This is a genomic window from Sabulicella flocculans (genome assembly GCF_045449635.1).
Classification (GTDB): domain Bacteria; phylum Pseudomonadota; class Alphaproteobacteria; order Acetobacterales; family Acetobacteraceae; genus Roseococcus.
In genome coordinates this window covers 168,594-185,668 of sequence record NZ_JBJJBR010000002.1, presented here as the reverse complement: position 1 = coordinate 185,668, position 17,075 = coordinate 168,594, and the positions used below count along the sequence as shown (strand labels likewise).

The 17,075-nt window shown below is 73.3% G+C and carries 17 protein-coding genes; 6 read left to right on the top strand and 11 right to left on the bottom strand.

Translation table 11 applies throughout. The features are described 5' to 3' along the window. Positions 1–15 precede the first annotated feature (15 nt). Positions 16–1,596: a class I SAM-dependent methyltransferase gene (locus ACI6QG_RS03735; protein ID WP_407023221.1), complete on the top strand. Its 1,581-nt coding sequence runs from the start codon at positions 16–18 to the stop codon at positions 1,594–1,596. Here the strand turns inward: ACI6QG_RS03735 and ACI6QG_RS03730 are convergent. From ACI6QG_RS03730 to eno, 10 genes are all read right to left on the bottom strand, one after another. Continuing rightward, positions 1,584–2,042, bottom strand: coding sequence for a type II toxin-antitoxin system RatA family toxin (locus ACI6QG_RS03730; protein ID WP_407023220.1), 459 nt, complete (start codon positions 2,040–2,042; stop codon positions 1,584–1,586). The two genes, ACI6QG_RS03735 and ACI6QG_RS03730, sit on opposite strands and share 13 nt — an antisense overlap. Further along, the gene (gene lipA, locus ACI6QG_RS03725; RefSeq protein WP_407023219.1) at positions 2,042–3,001 is read right to left on the bottom strand and encodes a lipoyl synthase; all 960 of its coding nucleotides are present in this window, start codon (positions 2,999–3,001) and stop codon (positions 2,042–2,044) included. Before lipA ends, ACI6QG_RS03730 begins: the two co-directional genes overlap by 1 nt. Positions 3,002–3,031: 30 nt before the next feature. After that, positions 3,032–3,439 (bottom strand): gamma-glutamylcyclotransferase family protein, encoded by a 408-nt coding sequence (locus tag ACI6QG_RS03720; RefSeq protein WP_407023218.1) that lies wholly within the window; start codon positions 3,437–3,439, stop codon positions 3,032–3,034. A gap of 41 nt (positions 3,440–3,480) precedes the next feature. Beyond that, positions 3,481–4,878 (bottom strand): dihydrolipoyl dehydrogenase, encoded by a 1,398-nt coding sequence (gene lpdA, locus ACI6QG_RS03715; protein WP_407023217.1) that lies wholly within the window; start codon positions 4,876–4,878, stop codon positions 3,481–3,483. Continuing rightward, a complete protein-coding gene (locus tag ACI6QG_RS03710; RefSeq protein ID WP_407023216.1) occupies positions 4,875–5,363 on the bottom strand; it encodes a GNAT family N-acetyltransferase in 489 nt (162 codons plus the stop codon). The genes lpdA and ACI6QG_RS03710 overlap by 4 nt, the downstream gene beginning before the upstream one ends. Further along, a complete protein-coding gene (locus tag ACI6QG_RS03705; RefSeq protein WP_407023215.1) occupies positions 5,360–6,703 on the bottom strand; it encodes a pyruvate dehydrogenase complex dihydrolipoamide acetyltransferase in 1,344 nt (447 codons plus the stop codon). Before ACI6QG_RS03705 ends, ACI6QG_RS03710 begins: the two co-directional genes overlap by 4 nt. Before the next feature lie 12 nt (positions 6,704–6,715). Next, positions 6,716–8,089 (bottom strand): pyruvate dehydrogenase complex E1 component subunit beta, encoded by a 1,374-nt coding sequence (locus ACI6QG_RS03700; RefSeq protein ID WP_407023214.1) that lies wholly within the window; start codon positions 8,087–8,089, stop codon positions 6,716–6,718. 1 nt (position 8,090) lies between these two features. Further along, a complete protein-coding gene (gene pdhA, locus ACI6QG_RS03695) occupies positions 8,091–9,140 on the bottom strand; it encodes a pyruvate dehydrogenase (acetyl-transferring) E1 component subunit alpha (RefSeq protein ID WP_407023213.1) in 1,050 nt (349 codons plus the stop codon). A gap of 155 nt (positions 9,141–9,295) precedes the next feature. After that, on the bottom strand, positions 9,296–9,628 hold the full coding sequence (locus ACI6QG_RS03690; protein WP_407023212.1) for an FtsB family cell division protein: 333 nt from the start codon (positions 9,626–9,628) through the stop codon (positions 9,296–9,298). A 108-nt stretch (positions 9,629–9,736) separates the two neighbouring features. Beyond that, positions 9,737–11,014 carry a phosphopyruvate hydratase gene (gene eno / locus ACI6QG_RS03685; protein ID WP_407023211.1) on the bottom strand — a complete coding sequence of 426 codons (1,278 nt, stop codon included), beginning with the start codon at positions 11,012–11,014 and terminating at the stop codon, positions 9,737–9,739. Positions 11,015–11,099: 85 nt separating this feature from the next. On the opposite strand from eno, the gene ACI6QG_RS03680 reads away from it, so the two are divergent. Genes ACI6QG_RS03680 through ACI6QG_RS03660 form a run of 5 tightly spaced genes read left to right on the top strand, consistent with a single transcriptional unit; the run spans position 11,100 to position 16,627 of the window. Further along, entirely contained in the window at positions 11,100–11,693 is a 594-nt protein-coding gene (locus tag ACI6QG_RS03680; protein ID WP_407023210.1) for a pyridoxamine 5'-phosphate oxidase family protein, read from the top strand. Then, a complete protein-coding gene (locus tag ACI6QG_RS03675) occupies positions 11,678–11,935 on the top strand; it encodes a DUF3253 domain-containing protein (RefSeq protein ID WP_407023209.1) in 258 nt (85 codons plus the stop codon). The genes ACI6QG_RS03680 and ACI6QG_RS03675 overlap by 16 nt, the downstream gene beginning before the upstream one ends. Beyond that, positions 11,932–12,795 (top strand): hypothetical protein, encoded by an 864-nt coding sequence (locus ACI6QG_RS03670; RefSeq protein ID WP_407023208.1) that lies wholly within the window; start codon positions 11,932–11,934, stop codon positions 12,793–12,795. The genes ACI6QG_RS03675 and ACI6QG_RS03670 overlap by 4 nt, the downstream gene beginning before the upstream one ends. 11 nt (positions 12,796–12,806) lie before the next feature. Then, a complete protein-coding gene (locus tag ACI6QG_RS03665) occupies positions 12,807–14,915 on the top strand; it encodes a glycosyltransferase (protein WP_407023207.1) in 2,109 nt (702 codons plus the stop codon). Next, positions 14,912–16,627 carry an ABC transporter ATP-binding protein/permease gene (locus ACI6QG_RS03660; protein ID WP_407023206.1) on the top strand — a complete coding sequence of 572 codons (1,716 nt, stop codon included), beginning with the start codon at positions 14,912–14,914 and terminating at the stop codon, positions 16,625–16,627. Before ACI6QG_RS03665 ends, ACI6QG_RS03660 begins: the two co-directional genes overlap by 4 nt. Here the strand turns inward: ACI6QG_RS03660 and ACI6QG_RS03655 are convergent. After that, a complete protein-coding gene (locus ACI6QG_RS03655) occupies positions 16,614–17,030 on the bottom strand; it encodes a hypothetical protein (RefSeq protein ID WP_407023205.1) in 417 nt (138 codons plus the stop codon). The genes ACI6QG_RS03660 and ACI6QG_RS03655 overlap by 14 nt on opposite strands. Positions 17,031–17,075: the final 45 nt, after the last annotated feature.

Below are 17,075 nucleotides of genomic sequence, written 5' to 3'. Positions count from 1 at the left end.
GCTACCCTGCCGCGCATGATCCACATCGAGACGCCCACCCCCGCCCGCCGCCTGCGCCCGGCCGAGGGCGAGGGGCGGCACATGGTGGTGTCCGGGCCTGCCGACCCGTCCTGGCAGGCGCGCGGCGCCGGGGCGCTGGAGGATGCGGGCGAGGGCTGGGTGCGCGCGCACGCGCCCGGCCTGCTGCTGGCGACGCCCTTCTTCGCCGGCACCGCTGGGCGGCTGACCCTGCGCCTGCGCCCCGAGGGCGGCGTGCTGTCCATCGAGACGCAGAACCCCACCCGCTTCAACAAGGCGCGGCTGGAACTGGACGCGGCCGGCAAGGTCACCTTCCGCGGCGACGAGCTGCGCGAGGCCACCGTCACCCCCCGCGGCGACGGCACGCTGGATGTGGTGGCGGAGTTCGCGCCCTTCCGCACGCGGCTGGACTTCCTGACCTTCCACCTCGACGGCGGCGCGGTGGCGCTGCGCGACGTGGAGTGGCGAAGCTGGGAGCTGGACGTGCCGCAGCCCAGCGCCGCCCACGCCGCCGCCATGGGCGAGAACGGCGCCTACACCTGCGTGCATGAATGGGCGGTGTACCGCGACTACGTGCACCTGGAGTTCGAGATCCTGCGCCCCGGCGCCCTGCCCTCCTCCCTGTCCATCGAGAGCGAGGTGCCGCTGGCCCATGCCGCCTGGTTCACCCACGACCTGCTGGGCGAGTGGCGCGCCCCGCCGGAAGGGCCGGGTCTGCACCCGCTGGGCCCGCCGGGCAAGCCGCGCTTCCCCATCCCCTCGCCCGCGCTGATGGACATCTACGGCCCCAGCCGCGCCTGGGCCGGCCACGTGGTGCGCGCCGTGACCGCCGAGCCGGTGCAGATGAGCCAGGTGCCGCTGGAGGAAAGCGAGAAGCTGGCGCGCATCCAGGTCCATGCCCGCTTCGACGACGGCCACACCGTGGTGGTGCGCCCGCTATGGTCGGTGGTGCGCACCGCCTTCTGGGTGCCGCTGATCGACCGCCACCTGGCCCGCGCGGTGAAGGCGCACGGGCCGGGCCAGGACTTCATCGAGATCGGCGGCCGCGGCCCGGGGGCGGAGGCGGTGCGCCGCCGCGTCGAGGGCCAGTGGCGCTACCTGGGCGTGGACATCGAGCCAGGCCCCAACGTGGACCTCGTGGCCGACGTCCATGCCCTGTCGGAGATCCTGCCGCATGGCCGGGCCGGCGCGGTGTACAGCAACTCGGTGCTGGAGCACCTGTTCTCGGCCGAGCGGGTCATCGCCGAAAGCAACCGGCTGCTGCGCGAGGGTGGGCTGTTCGTCGCCATCCTGCCCTGCATGTGGCCGCTGCACCAGGAGCCCTGGGACTTCCAGCGCTGGACGGTGCACAAGTTCCACGCCGTGCTGAACCGCCACACCGGCTTCGAGGTGCTGGAAGCCTTCGAGATCAACGAGTTCCACCTGGTGCCGAAGCTGCCCTACCTGCCCGGCATCAACCGCGGCCAGGACGCGCGGGCGCCCGGCATGGTGGGGGTGGTGGCGCGCAAGACCGGGCCGGCCGAGCCGGGCTGGACCGGCTGGGCGCCCGGCCTGGCGAAGGGCCGCTACGAGGCCTGAACCGCCGGCGCGCCGGGCCGGCCGTAGAGCTGCATGGCCCGGCGCTCGAAGGCGCGGACCATCAGGCGCACCGCCTCGTTGAACACGGTGCCGATGACCGCCTGCAGCAGGCGGGAGCGGAACTCGAAGTCCACGAAGAAGTCCACCTCCGTCCCGCCCTCGACCTCGCGGAACTTCCAGGTGTTGTTGAGGTAGCGGAAGGGGCCGTTGAGGTAGCGCACCCGCACCTCCTGCGGGCGGTCCAGCGTCACCTCCGAGCGGAAGGTCTCGCGGAACAGCTTGAAGCCGATGGTGAGGTCGGCGATCAGCTTGTTCTCCTCGCGCGAGACGATGCGCGCGCCGACGCACCAGGGCAGGAACTCGGGGTAGCGGTGGACGTCGGCCACCAGCTGGAACATTTGCTCGGGGCTGTAGCGCAGGGTGCGCTTCTCGGCATGGGTGGGCATCAGGCGGCCGTGGCCAGGCGCTTCTCCCGCGCCGCGCGCAGCGCCGCGAAGTCGCGGTCGGCGTGGTAGGAGGAGCGCGTGAGCGGCGTGGCGGACACCAGCAGGAAGCCCTTGGCGCGAGCCAGGCTGGCGTAGTCCTCGAACTCGGCGGGCTCGACGAAGCGGGCCACGGCGGCGTGCTTCACCGTGGGCTGCAGGTACTGGCCGATCGTGAGGAAATCCACCTCCGCCGAGCGCATGTCCTCCATCACCTGCTGTACCTCGATTTGGTCCTCCCCCAGCCCCACCATCAGGCCGGACTTGGTGAAGATGGAGGGGTCGAGCTGCTTCACCCGGTCCAGCAGGCGCAGCGAGTGGTAGTAGCGCGCCCCGGGCCGGATGGAGGGATACAGGCGCGGCACGGTTTCCAGGTTGTGGTTGAACACGTCCGGGCGCGCGGCCACCACCACCTCCAGCGCGCCATCCTTGCGCAGGAAGTCGGGGGTCAGGACCTCGATGGTGGTGCCGGGCGCGGCGGCGCGGATGGCGGCGATGGTCTGCGCGAAGTGCAGCGCCCCGCCGTCGCGCAGGTCGTCGCGGTCCACGCTGGTCACCACCACGTGCCGCAGCCCCATCGCCGCCACCGCCTCGCCCACCCGGCGCGGCTCGTCGGCGTCCAGCGCCTTCGGCAAGCCGGTGGCGACGTTGCAGAAGGAGCAGGCGCGGGTGCAGGTCTCGCCCATGATCATCATGGTGGCGTGGCGCTGCGACCAGCACTCGCCGATGTTGGGGCAGGCGGCTTCCTCGCACACCGTCACCAGCTTCTGCTCGCGCATCAGGGCGCGCGTCTCGTGATAGACCGGGTGCGTCGGCGCCTTGACCCGGATCCAGGCGGGCTTGCGCTGGATGGGGTTGTCGGGCCGGTGCGCCTTCTCCGGGTGGCGGGGGGCGGCGCGGTGGTCGATCTCGGTGCGGGCCATGGCGTCCCACATATAGCGCGCCCCCGGCCTTTACGAAGCCCCGCGCGCCTGGGCGATGGCGGCCTCGTCGTAGCGCGCCAGGAAGGGCGAGCGGACGGGCACCGCCAGCCCGCGCGACTTCACGTAGCACCACGCCTCCCGCGGGCCGGACGGCGTGTCCACCCGCAGCACGCCCTTCAGGTGGCCGGGCTTGCCCATCGACTCCAGCCGGTCCAGCAAGGACAGGCGCGCTTCCTCCACCTCGTAGAGCTCCCCCTCCACCGGCTGGCCGGCGCCGGGCTCGGGGAACATCATCGGCTTCAGCTCGTCGGTGGCCAGGACCAGCGGGTGGGGTTCGGCGGTGCTGGCCGGGCCCAGCACGGGCACGCCCGCCAGCCCCTCCGCGTGCAGCGGGAAGCCGCGCTTGAGCGTGCCGTAGATGAAGACCAGGACCGTCATGCGCCCCCCAACGGCGCGCGGGCGCCCGGGTTGGCCGCCCTTCAGATGTGGATGACGCGCCCGTAGGCGTCCAGTACCGCCTCGTGCATCGCCTCGCTCACCGTCGGGTGGGGGAAGACGGTGTGCATCAGCTCGGCCTCGGTGGATTCCAGGGTGCGGGCGATGCCGTAGCCCTGGATCATCTCCGTCACCTCCGGCCCCACCATGTGCGCGCCCAGCAGCTCGCCGGTCTTGCTGTCGAACACGGTCTTCACGAAGCCCTCCGGCTCGCCCATCGCGATGGCCTTGCCGTTGCCGATGAAGGGGAAGCGGCCCACCCGCACCTCGTGCCCGGCCTCCTTCGCCTTGGCCTCGGTCAGGCCGACGCTGGCCACCTGCGGGCGGCAATAGGTGCAGCCGGGGATGTTCAGCACGTCCATCGCGTGCGGGTGCAGCCCGGCGATATGCTCGACGGCGATGATGCCCTCGTGGCTGGCCTTGTGCGCCAGCCAGGGCGCGCCGGCGACGTCGCCGATGGCGTAGACGCCCGCCTCGCCGGTTCGGCACATGCTGTCGATCACCACGTTGCCGCGATTGAGCTGGACCTTGGTGCCCTCCAGCCCGAGGTTCTCCGTGTTGGCGACGATGCCGACGGCGGAGATCATGCGGTCGGCCACGATCTCCTGCACCTTGCCGCCGGCCTCGACGATGGCGGTGATGGTATCCGCGCCCTTGCGCACGCCCTGCACGCGGGCGCCGGTCAGCACCTTCATGCCCTGCTTCTCGAAGGCCTTGCGGACGAAGGTGCTGATCTCCGCGTCCTCCACCGGCAGGATGCGGTCCATCACCTCGATCAGCGTCACCTCGGCGCCCATGTTGAGGTAGAAGGACGCGAACTCGCTGCCGATGGCGCCGGAGCCGACGACCACCAGCTTCCTCGGCATGGCCTCGGGCACCATCGCCTCGCGGTAGGACCAGATGAGCCTGCCGTCCGGCTCCATGCCCGGCAGGGCGCGGGCGCGGGCGCCGGTGGCCAGGATGACGTTCTTCGCCTGGAGTTCGGTGGCCTTGCCGTCCTTGCCGGCCACGGCCACCTTGCCCGGCCCGGCCAGCTTCGCCGTGCCGTCGAACACCGTGACCTTGTTCTTCTTCAGCAGGTGCTTCACCCCGCCGGAAAGCTGCCCGGCCACGGCGCGGGAGCGCTTCACCACCTTCTGGAAGTCGAAGCGCACGTTGTCGGCGGCGAAGCCGTAGGCGTCCAGGCTGTGCAGCAGGTGGTTGATCTCCGAGGCGCGCAGCAGCGCCTTGGTGGGGATGCAGCCCCAGTTCAGGCACACGCCGCCCAGGTGCTCGCGCTCCACCAGCGCCACCTTCATCTTGAGCTGGGCGCCGCGGATGGCGGCCACGTAGCCGCCAGGGCCGCCGCCCACCACCACCAGGTCGAACTGCTCGGCCATCATCCGGCTCCTTCGGCAAGGCGGGTCAGGGCGTCGCCGCTGAGCCGCATGTCGGTCCATCCATCCCGCGCCACGGCGCCCATCGCCCGGTAGGCGGCGATGGCGGGCGCGTTCCAGTCCAGCACGTTCCACTCGACGAAGCCGCATCCTTCGGCCAGGGCGCGGCGCGCGACCTCGGCGAAGGCGGCGCGGGCCAGGCCGCGGCGGCGATGCGCCGGCTGCACGAAGATGTCCTCGATCCACAGCGCCGCCCGGCCGGAGAAGGAGGGGAAGGTGCGGTGGAACAGGCACACCGCCACCGCCTCCCCCGCCGCTTCCGCCACCAGGGCCCGCGCGCTGGGGGCCGGCCCGAACAACTCCCGCCGGTAATCCTCCGCCGTGGCGCGGAACTCGTGCTCCAGCTTCTCATAGGCGGCCATGGCGCGCAGCAGGCGATGGATGGCGGGGACGTCCCGCTCCTCCGCGTCGCGCCAGGCCGGCCCGGTCACAGCATCAGGCTCAGCGGGTTCTCGACCAGGCCCTTCAGGGTCTGCATGAACTCCGCGGCCAGCGCGCCGTCGATGACGCGGTGGTCCACGCTCAGCTGGCAGGTCATCACCGTGGCGATGGCCAGCGCGCCGTTCCTCACCACCGCGCGGGGCTCGCCCGCGCCCACCGCCAGGATGCCGGCCTGCGGCGGGTTGATGATGGCCGCGAAGTGGCTGACGCCGTACATCCCCATGTTGGAGATGGAGAAGCCGCCGCCCTGGAACTCCTCGGGCTTCAGCTTGCCAGACTTGGCGCGCGCGGCGAGGTCCTTCATCTCGTTGGAGATGGTGGACAGGCCCTTGCGGTCCGCGCCCTTCACGATGGGGGTGATGAGCCCGTCCGGAATGGCCACCGCCACCGAGATGTCCACGTCCTGGAACTGCAGGATCGCATCCTCCGTCCAGGAGGCGTTGACGCCCGGGTGCCGGCGCAGCGCCACCGCGCAGGCCTTGATGACCAGGTCGTTCACCGAGAGCTTGAACGCCCCCGCGCCGTCCTTGGGCGATTGCGCGTTCAGCTCGCCGCGCAGCTTCAGCAGCGCGTCCAGCTCGATGTCCATCGCCACGTAGAAGTGCGGGATGCTGGCCTTCGACTCCGACAGCCGCCGCGCGATGACCTTGCGCATGGAGGAGTTGGGCACCGCCGTGTGCGGCGCCGACACCGCCACCGGCTGCGGCTTCGGCGCGGCGGGCGCGGGCGCCGGGGCAGCGGCAGCCGGGGCCGGCGCAGGCGCGGACGCCGCCGCCTTGGGCCGGCTCATCGCCGCCTCCACATCCGCCTTCACGATGCGCCCCTGCGGGCCGGAGCCCTGGATGCCCGCGAGGTCCAGCCCGGCCTGCTGCGCCATGCGGCGCGCCAGCGGCGAGGCGAAGACCCGGCCTTCATGCCCCGCCGCCGGGGCGGGCGGGGTGCCGCCGCCGCTGGTCGGCATGGGCGGGGGCACCGGCTGCTCGGGCGCGCCGGCCACCTGGCCACCCGCAGCCTCCACCGCCGCCAGCGCCGGCGCCTGGGAGGCGCTGGGCGCGGGCTTCGAGGCGCCACCTTCCGGCACCGCCTCGCCGGCTTCCACCAGCACGGCGATGACGGCGTTGACCTTCACCCCCTCGGTGCCGCCGGGCACGAGGATGCGGCCGAGGATGCCCTCGTCCACCGCCTCGACCTCCATGGTGGCCTTGTCGGTCTCGATCTCGGCGATGACGTCGCCGGACTTCACCGTGTCGCCCTCGTTCTTCAGCCAGCGCGCCAGCGTGCCCTCCGTCATGGTGGGGCTCAGCGCGGGCATCAGGATGTCGGTGGCCATGGTGGCGCCCCCTCAGCGGTAGGTCACGTTGCGGGCAGCTTCCACCACCTGTTCCAGCCGCGGCAAGGCCAGCTTCTCCAGGTTGGCGGCGTAGGGCATCGGGATGTCCAGCCCGGTCACCCGCACCGGCGGCGCGTCCAGGTGGTCGAAGGCGGTCTCCATCACCTGCATCGCCACCTCGGCGCCGATGCCGGCGAAGGGCCAACCTTCCTCCAGCGTCACCAGCCGGTTGGTCTTGCGCACCGAGTTCGCGATGGTCTCGGTGTCGAGCGGGCGGATGGAGCGCAGGTTGACCACCTCGGCGCTGATGCCCTGCTCGGCCAGCTTCTCCGCCGCCTGCATCGCCATGCCGACCATGATGGAGAAGGCGACGATGGTGACGTCCGTGCCCGGCCGCTCCACCTTGGCCTTGCCGATCTCCAGGATGAAGTCCTCGTCCGTCGGGCAGTCGAAGGTCTGGCCGTAGAGGATCTCGTTCTCCAGCACGATCACCGGGTTGGGGTCGCGGATGGCGGCGCGCAGCAGGCCCTTGGCGTCGGCCGCGTTCCAGGGCGACACCACCTTCAGCCCCGGGCAATGCGCGTACCAGGAGGCGTAGCACTGGCTGTGCTGCGCCGCGACGCGGCTGGCCGCGCCGTTCGGCCCGCGGAAGGTGATGGGGCAGCCCAGCTGGCCGCCCGACATGTACAGCGTCTTGGCGGCCGAGTTGATGATGTGGTCGATGGCCTGCATGGAGAAGTTGAAGGTCATGAACTCCACGATGGGCTTCAGCCCCGTGAAGGCCGCGCCCGTCGCCATGCCGGTGAAGCCGTGCTCGGTGATCGGCATGTCCAGCACGCGGCGCGGGCCGAACTCGTCCAGCAGGCCCTGGCTGATCTTGTAGGCGCCCTGGTACTGCGCGACCTCCTCGCCCAGCAGGAAGACGTCGGGGTCGCGCCGCATCTCGGCGGCCATGGCGTCGCGCAGCGCCTCGCGCACCGTGATGGGCTTGGCCGGGCCCCAGTCCTTCTCCGGCGCGGCGCCGCGCGCCTGGGCGGCGCCGGAAGGCTGCTTGGTCAGCGCCGCCGGCGCCTCGGCCTGCGGCAGGGGGGCCGCCTTCTCGGCGTGCACGCCGGGCAGGGCGGCGGGCGTGGCGCCGCCGCCAGCGCCGCCGTCCAGCTCCGCGATCACCGAGTTGACGGACACGTTCTCCGTCCCCTCCGGCACCAGGATGCGGGTCAGCGTGCCCTCGTCCACCGCCTCGACCTCCATGGTGGCCTTGTCGGTCTCGATCTCGGCGATGACGTCGCCGGACTTCACCGCCTCGCCTTCCTTCTTCAGCCAGCGGGCCAGCTTGCCCTCGGTCATGGTCGGCGACAGCGCCGGCATCAGGATCTCGGCACCCATCTTACTTCGCCCCCTGCACGGCCGCGCCGGCCTTGCCGTCGCCTTCCACCAGCACGTCGGTCCACAGCTCGCTCTCGGGCGGCTCCGGGCTCTGCTGCGCGAAGTCGGCGCTGTCCTGCACGATCGCCTTCACCTCGTCGTCGATCGCCTTCAGCTCGGGCTCCGTGACGCCGGCGGCCAGCACCTCGGCGCGCGCGGTTTCGAGGCAGTCGTGCTGCTCGCGCATCTTCTGCACCTCCTCGCGGGTGCGGTACTTCGCGGGGTCGGACATGGAATGCCCGCGGTAGCGGTAGGTCTTGACCTCCAGCAGGTAGGGACCCTGGCCGCCGCGGGCATGCGCCACCGCGCGCTGCGCCGCCTCGTGCACGCTCTGCACGTTCATGCCGTCCACCTGCTCGCCGGGGATGCCCCAGGGCGCGCCGTTGCGCGACAGGTCTTTGGAGGCGCTGGCGCGGTCCACGCTGGTGCCCATGCCGTACTTGTTGTTCTCGATCACGAAGATCACCGGCAGCTTCAGCAGCGCCGCCAGGTTGAAGCTCTCGTACACCTGGCCCTGGTTGCTGGCGCCCTCGCCGAAATAGGCCACGGCCACCCGGCCGTCCTGGCGGTACCAGTTGGCGAAGCCCAGCCCGGCCCCCAGCGCCACCTGCGCGCCGACGATGCCGTGCCCGCCGTAGAACCCCTTCTCGCGCGAGAACATGTGCATGCTCCCGCCCTTGCCCTTGGAGTAGCCGCCGATGCGGCCCGTCAGCTCGGCCATCACGCCGCGCGCCTCCATGCCGGTGGCCAGCATGTGCCCGTGGTCGCGGTAGGAGGTGATGACCTGGTCGCCCTCCTCCAGCGCCAGCTGGATGCCGACCACCACCGCCTCCTGCCCGATGTAGAGGTGGCAGAACCCGCCGATCAGACCCATGCCGTAGAGCTGCCCGGCCTTCTCCTCGAAGCGGCGGATCAGCAGCATGTCGCGATAGGCCTTGAGCAGCTGCTCGCGGCTCATCACCGGCTTGGCGGACAGCTTTCCGCGGCGCTTGGTGGCGGGTTCGGCGGGCATGCGGACCTCTCCTCGGGAAGGGGATTTCTGCCCGAGTTACGCGCGCCGAAGCGGAATCGCAAGGACGCCATCTTGCGAAAACCGGCGGTTTTGCTCCGCAAAATGACGTTTAACTGGATCGCAGTTAAATTGCTGCGCTGCACCGGCGCAACATGTCAGAACAGGCGCTGGCCGGTCTGGTAGGGGATCACCACCTCGCCCGGCTGCACCAGGTTCAGCAGGGCGCGCGCGCGCTCCTCCAGCTGGTCGCGGTCGATGGTGGCGCCGCGCAGCGCGTTCACCCGCCGCTCCGCCGCCTCGCGCTCCGTGGTGGCGCGCGCCAGCTCGGCCCGCGCCTCGGCGATCTGCACCAATCGCGCCTCGCGCGCCACCAGCCCGCGGTCGCCATGCGAGGCGTGCCAGATGAAGAAGGCCGTCAGCGCGGACAGCACCGCCGGCGCGGCCAGCAGCTTCAGCCCGCGGCCCAGCGCCGCCCCGATGCGCGTCATGAGACCCTTTCCCCCACCCCAAAGCGGCCGCGGGCGCCGCCTCCCCCCGGAGGCCACGCCCGCGCCATCATCACCCACGGAAGGTGAAGAAGTCCAGAACGGACTCGCTCAGCGGCGCAGGATGGTGCGTCCGGCGTAGCGCGCCGCCGGGCCCAGGTCCTGCTCGATGCGGATCAGCTGGTTGTACTTGGCCAGCCGGTCGGAGCGCGACAGCGAGCCGGTCTTGATCTGCCCGCAATTGGTCGCCACCGCGAGGTCGGCGATGGTGCTGTCTTCCGTCTCGCCGGAGCGGTGGGACATCACGGCGGTGTAGGCCGCCTTGTGCGCCGTCTCCACCGCTTCCAGCGTCTCCGTCAGGGTGCCGATCTGGTTGACCTTCACCAGGATGGAGTTGGCCGTGGCCTTCTCGATGCCCTGGCGCAGCCGCTCCGGGTTGGTGACGAACAGGTCGTCGCCCACCAGCTGCACCGTGGCGCCCAGGCGCTCGGTCAGCAGCTTCCAGCCGGCCCAGTCATCCTCGCCGCAGCCATCCTCGATGGAGACGATGGGCCACTTGGCGCACAGCGCCGCCAGGTAGTCCACCATGCCGGCGGAATCGAGCGTCTTGCCCTCGCCCTCCATCACGTAGCGGCCGTCGTGGAAGAACTCGGTGGAGGCGCAGTCCAGCGCCAGCATCACGTCCTCGCCGAGGCGGTGGCCGGCCTTCTCGCAGGCGCGGGCGATGAACTCCAGCGCCTCGTCGGCGCTCTTCAGGTTCGGCGCGAAGCCGCCCTCGTCGCCCACGTTGGTGTTGTGGTGCGCGTCGTGCAGCGCCTTCTTCAGGCTGGCGAAGATCTCGGCGCCGATGCGGCAGGCGTCGGCCACCGTGCCGGCGGCCACCGGCATCACCATGAACTCCTGGATGTCGATCGGATTGTCGGCGTGCTTGCCGCCGTTGATGATGTTCATCATCGGCACCGGCAGGGTGCGCGCGAAGGCGCCGCCGACGTAGCGGTACAGCGGCAGCCCGTGCGCGGCCGCCGCCGCCTTGGCCACCGCCAGCGACACCGCCAGGGTGGCGTTGGCGCCCAGCCGCGCCTTGTTGGGCGTGCCGTCCAGCTCGATCATCACCTCGTCGATCTTCACCTGCTCGGCGGCGTCCATGCCGCCGATGGCGTCGAAGATCTCGCCCTCGATGTTGGCCACCGCCTTGCGCACGCCCTTGCCGCCGAAGCGCGCCGCGTCGCCGTCGCGCAGTTCCACCGCCTCGTGCGCGCCGGTGGAGGCGCCGGACGGCACGATGGCCTGGCCGCGCGAGCCGTCATCCAGCACCACCTCCGCCTCCACCGTGGGATTACCGCGGCTGTCGAGGACCTCGCGGGCGATGATGTCGGCGATGGCGGGCATGGCGCTCTCCTGATTGGGGGTGGACCGCGCTTAGGCGGGCGCGCCCGGCTGGACAAGGGGGCGGGTTGCGCCGCACAAACCCCGCATGCCCACGCAGGGGCCGCCCGGCCCGCGCCCCGCCTTCGCCGACGACCTCGCCGCCGCGCGGCGGGAGGCCTTCGCCTTGCTGGCGCGCGGCGTGGCCGACCGCCGCTCGCCCTTCCACACCCCCACCCTGGCCACCGTGGGCGCGGATGGCGGGCCGCGCGCCCGCACCGTGGTGCTGCGCGGCTTCGCCGCCGAAGAACGATGCCTGCGCCTGCACACCGATGCCCGCTCCGCCAAGGTCGCCGAGTTGGCGCGCGAATCCCGGGCGGAGCTGCACCTCTACGACGCCGCGCGGCAGGTGCAGCTGCGGCTGCGCGGCCGCGCCACCCTGCACCAGACTGACGCGGTGGCCGACGCCGCCTGGGCCGCCAGCCGCCCCTTCTCGCGCCAAATTTATTCGGCGCAGCCCGCGCCGGGCCTGCCGGTCCCGGCCCCGCCCCCCGCCCCGCGCGACCCCGAGGCCGGCCGGGCGGACTTCGCCGTGGTGCAGCTGCGTTTCGACCGGCTGGAATGGCTGTGGCTCTGCGCCGCGGGGCATCGCCGCGCGCTGTTCACCTGGGAACCGGAGGCGATGACGTGGCTGGCCCCCTGACACCGGAACTCATCCAGGCCGAGATCATGCGCCAAGTGGCCGCCCGCGGCGCCGGCCGCAGCATCTGCCCCTCGGAAGTGGCGCGTGCGCTGGCGCCGGAGGCCTGGCGCCCGCTGATGTCGCCGGTGCGCAAGGAGGCCGCGGCGCTGGCCGCCGACGGCCGGCTGGACATCCTGCGCAAGGGCAAGCCCATCGCGCCCGAGGCGATGCGCGGGGTCATCCGGCTGGCCGCCAAGCCGTGAAGGCGCTGCGCCGCCTGCTCGGCCGCAAGGCGGCGCCGCCGCCGGGCAGCAAGGCGGCGCCGCCGGACGGCCCGTCCCTGCCGCCGCTGCCCGCCGCGCCGGAACCGCTGCCCGACCCCGCGGCCGGCGACGGGTTGCTGGCGGCGGCGCTGCCGCTGGCCTGGCGCCGTCGCGTCCTGCTGTGCTGGGGCGATGCCGCCCGCGTGGCCCGCTTCACCCTGGCCTGCGAGGCGGCGGGCGCGCGGGCGGTGCAGGTGGTGGCGCCCGAGCCCCACGGCGCCGCCGCCGCGCTGGCCGAGGCGGCGGCGGAGCGCGGCCTGCCGCCGCCGCGCGCCACCAGCCTGCCGGTCGGCGGCGCGCGGGTGGTGGATGCAGGTCCCTGCTGGTGGCTGGACGGCCAGCCCGGCCCTGCCCTGTCCCGCTTCCGCCCCGATCTGGTGGTGGATGGCGGGCAGCTGGTGCACCGGGAGGAGCCGCTGGCGCGGCTGCGCGCGCTGGCGGCCACCGGGGCGCGTCACTTGGTTCTGGAAACCCCGGTGGTGGGCGCCTCCGGCGCCTTGGCGGAGGCCGGCTTCCGCCCGGGCGACACCTGGTTCGCCGTCTCCATGACGCCGGCGATGTCGCGCGCCATGGCGGCGTGGTGGGCGGCGCGCGCGGTCGAGCTGGAGCAGTATCGCCTGTTCCCCGGCGGCTTCACCGCCGCGCAGGCCCATGCGGCCGGGCTGACCGGCACGGCGTGGTGGAGCTTCATGGACCGCCTGGCGCTGGTGGCGCTGCTGGGGCAGGCCGGCTGGCGTGCCCGCCGCCTGGAAACGGGCTGGGACGGGCGCTCCGTCGTGGTAGTGGCGGAACGCGCATGAGAATCTGCCTGTTGACGCTGGATTTCGCCGGCCCCATCCGCAATGGCGGCATCGGCACCGCCTTCGCCAGCCTGGCCGACGCCCTGCTGGCGGCGGGGCACGAGGTGACGCTGCTCTACCCGGCCGCCTTCTCCGAGACGGCGCCCCTGGCCGAATGGGTGGCGCGGCTGCGGCGCCGTGGCCTGCGGATGGAGACGCTCGACGCCGCGGAGGCGGAGCCGCGCCTGTCCCTGCTGGCGGCGCATTGGCTGGCGGAACGCGACTTCGACGTCGTGCACTACCACGAATGGCGCGGCATCGGCTTCTTCGCCGCCCAGCTGCGCCGCTCCGGGCTGGGGCTGCGCCGTACCGCGCTGGTGTGCCAGCTGCATTCCCCCACCGAGTGGCACCGCCGCCACAGCGACGACTTCCTGCCCGGCACCGGGGCGCTGGAGGTGGCCCACATGGAGCGCCGCTCGGCCGAGCTGGCGGACCTCGTGGTGTCGCCCAGCGCCTACCTGCTCGGCTGGGTGCGCGCCGAGGGCTGGGTGCTGCCGCGGGCGGAGGTGATTCCCAACCTGCTGCCCGGCGCCTTCCCCCGCCGCCCCGGCACCCCCCGCGCGGTGACCGAGCCGGTGTTCTTCGGCCGGCTGGAGGAGCGCAAGGGGCTGGCGCTGTTCTGCGAGGCCGTCACCCGGCTGGTGCGCGCCGGAACCCCGCCGGCGCGCGTCGCCTTCCTCGGCAAGGTGGGCGAGGCCGGCGGCACGGACGGGCTGTCCTTCATCGCCCGCGCCGCCGCCGGCTGGCCCTTCCCGTGGGAGGTGCGCAACGAGCTGGACGTGGAGGGCGCGCGCGCCTTCCTGGCCGCGCCGGGGCGCCTGGCGGTCATCGCCTCCTCCTCGGAGAACTCGCCCTACACGGTGCTGGAATGCCTGGGCGCCGGCACCCCGTTCCTGGCCGCCGATGTCGGCGGCATCGCGGAGCTGGTCCATCCGGAGGACCGCGCCGCCGTGCTGTTCCCGCGCGGGGCGGCGGCGCTGGCGGAGGCGCTGGCGGCGCGGCTGGCCCACGGCGCCCCGGCGTTGCGCCCGGCCACCCCCTTCGCCGCCGCCGAGGCGCGCTGGTCCGCCCTGCAAGCCGAGGCCGCCGCCCTGGCCGCCCGCCCACCCGCCACCGCCGCCGGCACGCCGCTGGTGACGGTGGTGCTGCCCACCTATGACCGCCCCTTCCCCCTGGCCGAGGCGCTGCGCAGCCTGGAGGCGCAGGACTGGCCGGCGCTGGAGGTGGTGGTGGTGGACGATGCCAGCCCCTCGCCCGCCGCCCGCGCCTTCCTGGCGGCGCTGGAGCCGCGGCTGGCGGCGCGCGGCTGGAGGCTGCTGCGCCAGCCCGCCAACGCCTATCTCGGAGCGGCGCGCAACGCCGGCATCGCCGCCGCGCGCGGCGAGTTCGTCGCCTTCCTTGACGACGACAACCTGGCCTACCCGCACTTCGTCTCTTCCCTGGTGCGCGCGGCGCTGCATTCGGGGGCGGCGGTCGTCACCTGCCAGCTGCACGAGTTCTCCGGCGAGACGCGCGGGCCGGAGGACCACCCCGCCCTGCCCAATGGCTGGATTCCCCTGGGCGGCCCGGCGGAGCTCGGCCTGACCGACAACCGCCTCGGCGATGCCGGCTTCCTGATCCGCCGCGAGGCGCTGGAGCGCCTGGGCGGCTTCACCACCGACCGCGCCGCCTTCGAGGACTGGGAGCTGCTGCTGCGCGCCGCCCTGGCGGGGCTGGACATCCTGTGCCTGCCGCTGGCGCTGTACCACTACCGCGTCGCGCCGGACGGCATGCTGCGCGGCATGGGCCGCCACCAGGCCTTCCGCGCCCATGCGCGCATCGCCCGCGCCTGGGCCGCCGCGCCGGACGGGCCGATGCTGCGCCGCGCCCTGGCCGCCGCGGCCGAGCAGCTGGTGGCCCCGCGCTATCCGGCAGCGCCGGGCCACCTGGGCTGGGCCAACGCCGCCCCCGCTTTCGCCGACGCCGCGCGCCGCCTGCGCGCCGCCGGCAGCCCCGCCGCGCCCCTGCTGATGGCCCAGGCCGCCCGGCTGGCCCCCGGTGACCCGGCGCTGGCCGCCCTGGCGGCGGAATTCGGCGCGTGAGCGGCGCCGGGCTGCGCGACGCCTGGGCGCTGGCCGCGCCCTACTGGCGCTCGCCCGAGCGCGGGCGCGCCTTCCTGCTGCTGGGCGTGGTGGTCGGGCTGAACCTGGCCCTGGTGGCGATGTCGGTGCTGCTGTCCTTCTGGAACCGCGAGTTCTTCAACGCGCTGGAGGCCCGCGACGCCCCGCAGTTCTCCGCCCTGCTGTTCACCTGGGCGGACACCGACAGCGGCCCGATGCCCGGCTTCGCTTGGATCGCCGCGCTGTACATCCTGGTGGCGGTCTACGCCCTGTACCTGCGCCAGGCGCTGCAGATCCGCTGGCGCCGCTGGATCACCGCCGAAATGGTGAACGACTGGCTGGCTGGCCGCGCCCATTACCGCCTCGCCCTGGCCCCCGCCGGCGCCGACAACCCCGACCAGCGCGTGGCCGACGACGCCCGCATGTTCGTGGACGAGACGCTGGCCCTCGGGCTGGGGCTGATGCGCTCCCTGGTCACGCTGCTGTCCTTCATCGTGGTGCTGTGGTCGCTCTCGGCCAGCGTGACCGGCGCGGTGCCGGGCGCGCTGGTCTGGGTGGCGCTGCTCTATGCCGGCGCGGGCACGGCGCTGGCGCACGTGATCGGCCGGCCGCTGGCCCGGCTGAACTTCCACCAGCAGCGGGTGGAGGCCGATTTCCGCTATGCCCTGGTCCGCTTCCGCGACAGCTCCGAAGGGGTGGCGCTGCACCGCGGCGAGGCGGAGGAGCAGGCCGGGCTGCTGGCCCGCTTCCGCGCCCTGATGGAGAACTGGTGGGCGCTGATGGTGGCGACCAAGCGCCTCACCTTCTTCACCGCCGGCTATTCCCAGGTGGCCATCGTGTTTCCCTACGTGGTGGCTGCTCCCGCCTTCTTCGCCGGGCGCATCCCGCTGGGCGGGCTGACGCAGACCGCCGGCGCCTTCAACGAGGTGCAGGGCGCGCTGTCCTGGATCGTGGACAACTACGCGGCGCTGACCGCCTGGCGCGCCACCGTCGCCCGCCTCACCGGCTTCCGCGAGGCGGTCGGGGCCGCCCGCGCCCACGCCGCCGAGGGCCCCCAGGCCGTCCCCGGCCCCGCGGGCGAGATGCGGCTGGAAAGCGTCACCCTCGCGCTGCCGGACGGGCGCGTGCTGCTGTCGGGCGCCGACGCCGCGATCCGCCAGGGCGAGCGCGTGCTGGTCACCGGCCCCTCGGGCTCGGGCAAGTCCACCCTGTTCCGCGCGATGGCGGGCATCTGGCCCTTCGGCGAGGGCCGCGTCCTGGTGCCCGAAGGGGCGCGGGCGCTATTCCTGCCCCAGCGCCCCTACCTGCCGCTGGGCACGCTGCGCCGGGCCCTGGCCTATCCCGCCGCCCCGGACGCCTTCACCCCCGCCGCGCTGGAGGACGCCCTGGCCGCCGTCGGCCTGCCCCACCTTTCCGCCCGGCTGGAGGAGGAGGACGCCTGGTCCCAGCGCCTTTCGGGCGGCGAGCAGCAACGGCTGCAATGGGCGCGCGCCCTGCTGAACAAGCCGGACTGGCTGTTCCTGGACGAGGCGACGGCCAGCCTGGACCCGGCGATGGAGCGGCGCCTGCACGAGGAGCTGCTGGCCCGACTGCCGGGCGTGACGCTGGTGTCCATCGCGCATCGCCCGGCGCTGGCGGGCTTCCACGGCACGCGGTGGGAACTGCGCGGCGGCCGGCTGCTCAGCGGGGCGTAGCGGCGCCGCGCACCCGCACCAGCACCTCCACCTCCCCCGGCCGCTCGGCCAGGGTCCGGCGCAGGATCTCCACCAGCGTCTCGGGCGAGACGTGCAGGTCCACCGTCTGCGCCGTGTCGTCGTAGACGATGTGGGAGTGCGGCTCCGTCACCGTGTCGAACAGCGGCTCGGCGGTGCCGGGCACCCGGCCCAGCAGGCCGCGCGCCACCAGCGCGTCCAGCAGGCGCGGCAGCTCGGCCGGGGCGATGGCCGCGCGCTCCGCCAGCCGCGCGACGGCGGAGAGCGGCAGGTGCGTCTCGCCCTCCGCGCGCAGCAGCGCCAGCAGGCGGGGCAGCGGGCCGCGCCCGGGCAGGCCGGCGCGGCGCAGCTCCTCGGCCAGGGCGGTGTCCGCCGCCAGGGGCATGTGGCCGGTTTCCTTCCCTTCCAGATGCCGGGGGAGGGCCGGCGG